The sequence below is a fragment of the Wolbachia endosymbiont of Drosophila incompta genome, from assembly GCF_001758565.1.
GTDB lineage: Bacteria > Pseudomonadota > Alphaproteobacteria > Rickettsiales > Anaplasmataceae > Wolbachia > Wolbachia pipientis.
This window is the reverse complement of the sequence record NZ_CP011148.1, coordinates 732,803-739,804: the sequence shown is the minus strand read 5'-3', so window position 1 is coordinate 739,804 and position 7,002 is coordinate 732,803. Positions and strand designations below refer to the sequence as shown.

Annotated in this window: 9 protein-coding genes and 1 pseudogene; 4 read left to right on the top strand and 6 right to left on the bottom strand. The window is 32.5% G+C overall.

Annotation, left to right across the window (positions count from 1 at the left end):
• Window positions 1-39: 39 nt before the first annotated feature.
• Window positions 40-258, top strand: a pseudogene (locus WG67_RS03275) (transposase); the annotation flags it as partial.
• Here WG67_RS03275 and WG67_RS03270 read toward each other — a convergent pair.
• Window positions 233-814 (bottom strand): ankyrin repeat domain-containing protein, encoded by a 582-nt coding sequence (locus tag WG67_RS03270; protein ID WP_070356902.1) that lies wholly within the window; start codon window positions 812-814, stop codon window positions 233-235. The pseudogene WG67_RS03275 and the gene WG67_RS03270 sit on opposite strands and share 26 nt — an antisense overlap.
• A gap of 68 nt (window positions 815-882) precedes the next feature.
• Here WG67_RS03270 and WG67_RS03265 point away from each other — a divergent pair, with 68 nt between their 5' ends.
• The gene (locus WG67_RS03265) at window positions 883-1,413 is read left to right on the top strand and encodes a Na+/H+ antiporter subunit E (protein WP_010962821.1); all 531 of its coding nucleotides are present in this window, start codon (window positions 883-885) and stop codon (window positions 1,411-1,413) included.
• On the opposite strand, the gene WG67_RS03260 is transcribed toward WG67_RS03265, so the two are convergent.
• Window positions 1,406-1,822 carry a hypothetical protein gene (locus WG67_RS03260; RefSeq protein WP_010082489.1) on the bottom strand — a complete coding sequence of 139 codons (417 nt, stop codon included), beginning with the start codon at window positions 1,820-1,822 and terminating at the stop codon, window positions 1,406-1,408. The genes WG67_RS03265 and WG67_RS03260 overlap by 8 nt on opposite strands.
• 304 nt (window positions 1,823-2,126) lie before the next feature.
• Here WG67_RS03260 and purN point away from each other — a divergent pair, with 304 nt between their 5' ends.
• Window positions 2,127-2,687, top strand: a complete 561-nt coding sequence (purN, locus tag WG67_RS03255) for a phosphoribosylglycinamide formyltransferase (protein ID WP_070356901.1) — start codon at window positions 2,127-2,129, stop codon at window positions 2,685-2,687.
• A gap of 9 nt (window positions 2,688-2,696) precedes the next feature.
• Here purN and WG67_RS03250 read toward each other — a convergent pair whose 3' ends face one another.
• The 4 genes from WG67_RS03250 to ribF are packed head-to-tail and all read right to left on the bottom strand — an operon-like array spanning window position 2,697 to window position 6,778.
• On the bottom strand, window positions 2,697-4,016 hold the full coding sequence (locus WG67_RS03250) for a M16 family metallopeptidase (protein WP_070356900.1): 1,320 nt from the start codon (window positions 4,014-4,016) through the stop codon (window positions 2,697-2,699).
• On the bottom strand, window positions 4,003-5,343 hold the full coding sequence (locus WG67_RS03245) for a M16 family metallopeptidase (protein WP_010082492.1): 1,341 nt from the start codon (window positions 5,341-5,343) through the stop codon (window positions 4,003-4,005). Before WG67_RS03245 ends, WG67_RS03250 begins: the two co-directional genes overlap by 14 nt.
• 29 nt (window positions 5,344-5,372) lie before the next feature.
• Window positions 5,373-5,849, bottom strand: a complete 477-nt coding sequence (gene lspA, locus WG67_RS03240) for a signal peptidase II (RefSeq protein WP_070356899.1) — start codon at window positions 5,847-5,849, stop codon at window positions 5,373-5,375.
• Window positions 5,846-6,778, bottom strand: a complete 933-nt coding sequence (ribF, locus tag WG67_RS03235; RefSeq protein WP_070356898.1) for a riboflavin biosynthesis protein RibF — start codon at window positions 6,776-6,778, stop codon at window positions 5,846-5,848. The genes lspA and ribF overlap by 4 nt, the downstream gene beginning before the upstream one ends.
• Window positions 6,779-6,846: 68 nt before the next feature.
• On the opposite strand from ribF, the gene WG67_RS08440 reads away from it, so the two are divergent.
• Window positions 6,847-7,002 (top strand): glutaredoxin domain-containing protein (locus WG67_RS08440; RefSeq protein ID WP_458695007.1); only part of this gene is annotated, 156 nt, incomplete at its 3' end.

The following is a 7,002-nucleotide window of genomic DNA, read 5'->3' as shown; positions in this document are numbered from 1 at the left end:
GTTACGCTATTCTGAAACTGTTGCAATTGATTAACTAAATGTAGATTTTGGGTGCACAAAGATACGCCACCTGAGCTACTACCAACAAGAGAACAAGGGTTTAAAGTACAGCCAAGAAGATGGGTTGTAGAAAGGACTTTTGCTTGGGTTAATAGGAATAGAAGGCTATCGAAGGAGTATGATTTACTCACAACATCCACTGAGAATTTCATATACCTAGCTATGAGTAGGGTTATGTTAAAGAGGGAATATGCTTGAATTTACTAGTTTCCGGACAACCTCTTACTTTGTTTGCAATTAGAGTTTCTACTACATCCTTATGGCCCTTTGCAGCAGCAAGATGTAAAGGAGTCCACCCATCACTATTTTTTGCATCAACGTTGATTCCTTCTGCTTTTGATAGAACTTGTACTATCTCTTTGTGGCCATTTGTAATAGCAAGATGTAAAGGAGCCATCTTATTATCATGTTCTGCATTAATATCTGCCCCGTTTTCAATCAGAGCTTTTGCTACATTTGCACAGTTCCAATAAGAAGCAAGATGTAACAATTTGACTTCCTTAGAATTTTGACCACGAGATATAGTAAATATGTAATTTATGCCAGATCCACTATCATTGTCAGGTTTACTCTTTTCCCACTCTTGACATAAATCTGGATCTTCTTCTTGTAACTTAGCTTTTATTTTTTCAACTATATTGTCCTTGCTCAAATCTGAAAGGTCATTTATTTTTTTTAATATTTCCATAAATTTGTCATATTTCATAACTTCCTCACTTAAAATACATAACTTAGTTGTTATATCTTTTAACATAGAAGTCAAGAACCTAAATATTCGTTATTATCTTTCCTTAAAGAGTCATTTAAGTTATATTACAGACTATGAAAAACCTCAACTTTAGGAAGGAAATCAAGTTTTTTTCTCTGTCATTTATAATTTTATTTGTTCTATGGACTGTATTGTCTGGTTATTTTGAGCCGTTTTTTATTTTTTGTGGAGTGTTTTCCTCTATATTCACATCGTTTATCTTTAGAAGGTTGATAAACGCTGAAAGAGCTCTTAGCCAGATTTTAAATAGTACGAGTAGACTGTCGTTTTATAAGTTAGTAAGTTATATACCATGGTTAATGTACCAAATCATTTTATCAAGTGTTTATGTAACAAAAAAGGTGCTACAACTCAAATCTAAGCTTGAGCCAATCATTATTCTAAGAAAATGCAAAGGGCATAATGATGAAAGCATTGCGTTATTTGCCAATTCAGTCACAATCACTCCCGGAACTTTAACTATCAATGTTGAAAGTAAGCAGAAAACATATTTCTCTACCATGTATTTGATAGATAAAGATCTTGAAAGCGGCATTTCTGAAATAGAAAATAAAATCTTAAAAATACTACGTTCAGTTAAGTAATTGCTTTAAATAAGTTAACAGCATCCTTATATTCCCTTACAAGACTTTCAAGCATTTCTTTTGGAAGGCTATTGTTAACAATAGAACATAAATAATTATACAAATCTTCTAACCTTAATACGTTATTTCTCTTCTTGCTGTTGAATTTATACGGAAAAATACCTTCCATAACTTCAATAGTAGTAGCCTTGTTTAAAAATACATTTTCACTTGTCACGCTTATTCTTGCTAAAACAGTGTTAATTTCAGGTTCGTCACTCGTATAAAAATCTGATAGCTGAGTTATTCTAATAACGTACAAAGTTACTATTTTTGACAAGCAATTATCAGCATATTCACAATTTTTTATTACCTCCCACTGAGTAACCTGAGATTTACCTATTTTTGCATTGTTCGGTAATTTACTCATTGAACTTTCTCCATTTAATCCAGTGTAATAAATTATACTAATACTTTGTTAAATAAATAATAACGCGATTACAAAAATATATACTTATAGTAGTATATTATACAAAAATAGCACAATATCTAAGCATTAAAGCTAGTTTTAGCTGGGTACATGGGGCTATTCGTTATTTTGTGTTGTCCAGTGAGGTCCAAAATTAGAGGTCCACTTATATAAAGAGTTTAGTCTGCCTTCTTTGCTATAAAATAAGTTTTCCTTTTGAGCTGTTTTGTTAGTATTAACTAAATTCTAAACTAACTGTGCTATAATGAAAAAGATAAAACTCGGAATACTAATTTCAGGTAGGGGGTCGAATATGCAGGCCTTAATAGAAGCATGTCAAGATCAGAATTTTTCCGCAGAAGTTGCATGTGTTATCACAAATAATAGCGAAGCTGCTGGTCTGAAAATAGCAGAGCAAGCAGGAATCTCAGCGTTTATTGTTAAAGATAAACCGCTTGATGCTGGTAAAATTCACGAAATACTTGTTCAACATAAGGTTGATTTAATTTGCCTTGCAGGGTTTATGAGAATTCTCAAAGCTGATTTTCTGAGTAAATGGCATAACAAGGTGATAAATATTCATCCCTCTTTACTTCCGTCTTTTAAAGGCCTAAACGCTCAAGAGCAAGCTCTAAAAGCAGGTGTAAAAATTACAGGTTGTACTGTACATTATGTCACTCCTGAAGTTGATGCTGGAGCCATAATTGCTCAAGTTGTTGTACCAACGTTACCAGCTGATGATATTCAAAGCCTCTCAGAACGCATTCTAGCTGAGGAGCATAAGTGTTATGTAGAAGCAGTAAGGTCAATAGCAGAAGATATATGACTGTAATAATTATTGACCTTGAGCGTTTTTTCCAACTTCAACAAAAAATAAATTTTCAGGTTCCAGTAAAGAACTTGCCAGTTCGTTTACTTCCTCTAATTTAACATCATTAATGATATTCGCATAATTATTTATACGGTTAACATCACGATCATTTATCTGCATATTATCTAGCAGCGTTGCTGTATTTGTGTTATTGGACAGGAAAAGGACAAGATTATTTACCAAGCCAATTTTTGCATCCTTGAACAATTGTTCGTCAATTCCTTGCTTTTTTATTCTGCTAAATGTATCTTTTACTGCTGATATAGCTTTGCCAGCAGTAGAACTATCAGTACTTATAAATCCAGATATAATATTTCCATGTTTATTGGAAATAATACTTGCATAAACACCATAAGTAATACCCAAGTTTTGCCTCAGTTCTGTCATTAATATTGAATTCAGCCTCATGCCACCAAGTGCATCAATTAAGACACCAGCGTTATAATAATTAGGATCTTCATAAGCTATACCTTTTTGAGCAAAAAGTATCACACTCTGTGGTATATCCATAAAAATATTCTTACTTTCTGCAGAACCAAAATTATTTTTTACAGGTATTTTTCTAACTTTTGATCTTTTTGACGGCAATTTAGATAAATATTTATCTAATAGCGTAATAATTTCTTCTTTTTTTGTACAACCAGCAACACTGATAACTATGTTATCTTTAGCAAAATTACGCTTTATGTATGTTAAAACATCGTCTCTAGTAATGCTCATTATAGTATCAAGAGTACCGTACACACTTTTTGAGTAAGGATGTTTTTTAAACAATAACGTATCTAATTCTTTTCCAGCAACAAAATAAGGATTTTTTTCAAGATTATTAAAATCAACTTTGGCTTCCTCGAAAACTCTATTCAACCCTTCAGGGTCAACTTTAGGACGCATTATAGTATCGCTCAGTAATGAAATTGCTTCCTCTAGATTGTCAGACAAAGTATTTAATGAAACCCTAAATGCTTCTAAATCAGCAATAAAATTTAAACTAATCCCTTTATCTTCAAGCTTTTTCGCAAAATCTTTGGCATCATTTTTTCCTGCCCCTTCTTGGATTACAAGAGAAGTAAACCAAGCAAGCCCCTGTTTTTCCTTATTCTCATACACATAACCTGCATCCTTGAACGATATATTTAGTGAAACTTTTGGCAAATCATGATTTTCTACAAATAAAAACTTAAATCCTTTACGGGTAGTGACCTCCTCTATATTTAGGTTACCACTTGCTTGTAAATTAAAGCCTAGACAGAAAAAAAATAGAAATATAATTTTACTTATTCTCATTATTATCTCCTTTTGGTAATAAACGACCAATTAACTTATTAGCAGAAAAAATAGCACGGATTTTATTATTTACATCCTCTAGATTGACATCATTAATCTTGCTATATGAAATATCTATTTCATCAAGTGGAATACCAAGTGCAAGGTGTGGCACATAGAACATCGCTATATGAGTTAAGTCAGATAGATTATCAAACTGTGCTGCCTTATACCTATATTTTGAGCTTTGTAATTCCTCGCTCGTCACCCCTTTAGATACGAAGCCATTAATAGCATTATCTAACTCTCTTTCAACAATATCTAAATTAGCGCCACTTTTTGGAATTATCATAATATCAATGTAGCCATCACTAAAAGCTAGGCTATTATAATAAGCAAACACTGATACTGCCACATCTTTATCTAAAACCAAATCTTTATACAGTTTGCTGGATTTGCCGCCACCTAAAATGTCAACCGCTAAATGAGCAGCAGAGGCTTCATTTATGTGATCAAATAAGGGAACACGATAACGAAAATATAAAACTGATTCTTTTACTTCAGTGCTCTCTAAGGTCACCGATAGACCTGCATTATGCACTGGATCCTGATTTGGGTAATTTCTCATTACAGGCTTAGCTTTAATTTCGCCATATTTTTCTTCTGCTAATTTCACTACTTCATCAAGTTCCACATCACCCACAATCAGTAATATTGCATTGCCGGAGTGATAATAGTTATCATGAAACCTCGTTATGTCATCCAAATTGTAAGTTTTGATATCGCTCTCCCAGCCGATAACAGACCTACCATAGCCAGTACGGTAAAATGCACTATCCATTTCTTCCCATAACAAGTTATGAGGTTGGTTATCAAATCTCATCTTTCTTTCTTCTAATACGATGTTTTTTTCTCTATCTATTTTGTCTTGAGTAACATTAAAGCTGCCCATTCTATCTGCTTCAACTTCCATTGCAAGTGGTAAATCTTTTTTGGGGATCAACTCAAAATAACAGGTATATTCTTTAGTGGTAAATGCGTTAAATTGAGCCCCAATGCTACTCATAGTGGCTTCTATATCTGTGAACTTCCCTGTAGTTTCAAACATTAAATGTTCAAAGTAGTGAGCCAATCCTGCTTTGCCGATTGGATCATCCATTCCCCCAACTTTGTATATTACTGCATGTAAAACGGCTGGAATCCGATGATTAGAAACAACATAAACATCTAGTCCGTTACTGAGTTTAGTATATTTTATGTTGTGCTCTATGTTTAAAGCATTCGAAGAAATTGGGTAAGTAAAAAAAAGTACAGGTAGTATAAGAAAACTAAAAAACTTATGAAGCATTATTTCGACCTAATATAAAAACAATTATTTTATTCCTCATTTTGTTTAGAAATAAGCATATCGTATATATACCACTTATATAACAATGTAAACATTCCACAAACTATAGATAAATCTGCTAAATTAAAGGCTGGACAATACCAATCATCAATATGAAAATATATGAAATCATATACAGCTCCCCAATAGATCCTATCAACTACGTTTCCGATTGCTCCACCAATCATCAGAGAAAAACCAAGGTAAGTTGACTGATCGTCAGACTTGTATATCAAATATGCAAGTATACCAATTATTAGTATTGAAAATGCTGAAAAAAAGAAACCGCCATGTGGTAAAGCGCTACACATTCCAAAACTAATACCTGAATTCCAAACTTCAACTAGTTTTATAAAACTAGCGATCTCAATTGATTCTCCTTCATCAATCAATGAGTTTATGTACAATTTGCTCGTTTGGTCAATCAATACTATAATTAATATAACAACTAAGCATAACTTTTTCATAAATTTGCCTTTAACCTATAAACTTTAAGTATATCATAATTTATCTGTTTTGTTAACTCCTCAATACTATGGAATTTTTTTTCTGACCTTATGAATTTTAAAAGTTGTATATTGACTTTATGACTATATACGTCTTCATCAAAATCGAATATGTGCATTTCTATTATAGGCTTTTTCAGATCCTTAAAAGTAGGTCTTATACCAATATTGACTACTCCATATAACCAATTTGGATTACTATCAGGAAAAGTCACTCTAGCGTAATATGTGCCAAACTTAGGTTTTATCATGCAATCTTCTATAGGAATATTTATGGTTGGAAATCCTATTTCTCTACCTCTACATGCACCTTTTGTCACAACACCAGAAACTTGATAAGGCCTGCCGAGCAATTTATTAGCAATTTCTATTTCGCCCCTTTGTACATACTCCCTTATTGAAGAAGAAGAGCAAATTTTGCCGTCAATTGTTAATGGCTCTAATTTAGTCAAAGAGTATCCATATATTTCAGAATATTTCTCTAGAGTTAATATATTACCCAATCGTTTATGACCAAAAGTGCAATTTTCTCCGACAATTATGTGTTTAGCGCCATATTTATCTATTAAAATCTCACTGATAAAGTCATCGCAGCTAACCTCAGAAAAACCTCTATTAAAATTAATAATATATAAGTAATCTATACCATAGCTGCTGATTAGTTCCTTTTTTTGTTCTTGGTCTATTAACCTAAAATTGTTTCTACCAAATAAAACAGTTGATGGGTGAGGCTCAAAAGTTAAAACTGCAGAGGGTAATCCTCTTTCTTGTGCTACCTTCTTTAGAGTAGAAATTGCAAACTCGTGTCCTAAATGAATGCCATCGAAATTTCCGAAGGTTAGTGCTATATTATTTTCTATTCCTTGCTCACAATTATAAATAATTTTCATACAATTTGATGTTTTTACATGTTTCTTATATATAATAACTATATTTTAGTAAGCTACGGAGATAAATTGTGAAAAATGTTGTGATATATGTAAAGAAGGGCTGTCCATACTGCATAAGGGCAAAGGATTTACTAGATAAAAAAGGTGTGAAGTATGAAGAAATTGATGTGCTCAAAAACTCAGATCTATTTAACGACATAAAATCAAAGTATAACGTTAGAACA